This window comes from Microvirga sp. HBU67558 (assembly GCF_018069605.1).
GTDB lineage: Bacteria > Pseudomonadota > Alphaproteobacteria > Rhizobiales > Beijerinckiaceae > Microvirga > Microvirga terrae.
Genome location: NZ_JAGPUP010000279.1, coordinates 1 through 876, shown reverse-complemented (window position 1 = coordinate 876; position 876 = coordinate 1). Strand labels below are relative to the sequence as shown.

The following is an 876-nucleotide window of genomic DNA, read 5'->3' as shown; positions in this document are numbered from 1 at the left end:
GAGCATCCGGTGACGGAGTTGATCACCGGGATCGACCTCGTGGAGGAGATGATCCGCGTCGCCGCGGGCGAGCGCCTCAGTCTAACGCAGGCGGATGTGAAGCTGAACGGCTGGGCGGTGGAAAGCCGCATCTACGCGGAAGACCCGGTCCGGAACTTCCTGCCCTCGACCGGTCGCCTCGTCACCTATCGCCCGCCGCGCGAGGGCGAGCAGGGTGGCGTGACGGTGCGCAACGACACGGGCGTCAACGAGGGCGGCGAGATCTCGATCTACTACGATCCGATGATCGCCAAGCTGGTGACACACGCCCCGACCCGCCTCCAGGCCATCGAGGCTCAGGCGACTGCGCTCGATGCCTTCGCCATCGAAGGCATCCGCCACAATATCCCGTTCCTGTCGGCCCTCATGCAGCATCCGCGCTGGCAATCGGGCCAGCTGTCCACCGGCTTCATCGCCGAGGAGTTCCCGCAGGGGTTCAAGGTGCCGCCCCCGGAGGGCGAGGTGGCCCTGCGCATGGCGGCCGTGGGCGCCGCCATCGATCACCTGCTCAACGAGCGCAAGCGACACATCTCCGGTCAGATGCGGCAGGCTGCGAGCGTGCAGTTCGATCGCGAGCGCGTCGTGCTCCTGGGCAAGGAGCGGCATGAAGCCGTGATCGAGGACATCGAGGGCGGCTTCGCGGTGGTCATCGATGGCCAGGCCTGGCCGATCGTCTCGGGCTGGGTGCCCGGTCAGCCCGTTTGGAACGGGACGGTGGGTGGGGAGCCCGTCGCCTTCCAGGTGCGGCCGATCCTCAACGGGGTCGTCCTGTCCCATGCGGGCACCTCGGCCGAGGTGCGGGTCTACACGAAACGCGAGGCCGAGCTGGCGGCCCTG

Annotated in this window: 1 pseudogene; it reads left to right on the top strand. The window is 68.3% G+C overall.

Annotation, left to right across the window (positions count from 1 at the left end):
- Window positions 1–876 (top strand): annotated as a pseudogene (locus KBI52_RS01225) (acetyl/propionyl-CoA carboxylase subunit alpha); the annotation flags it as partial.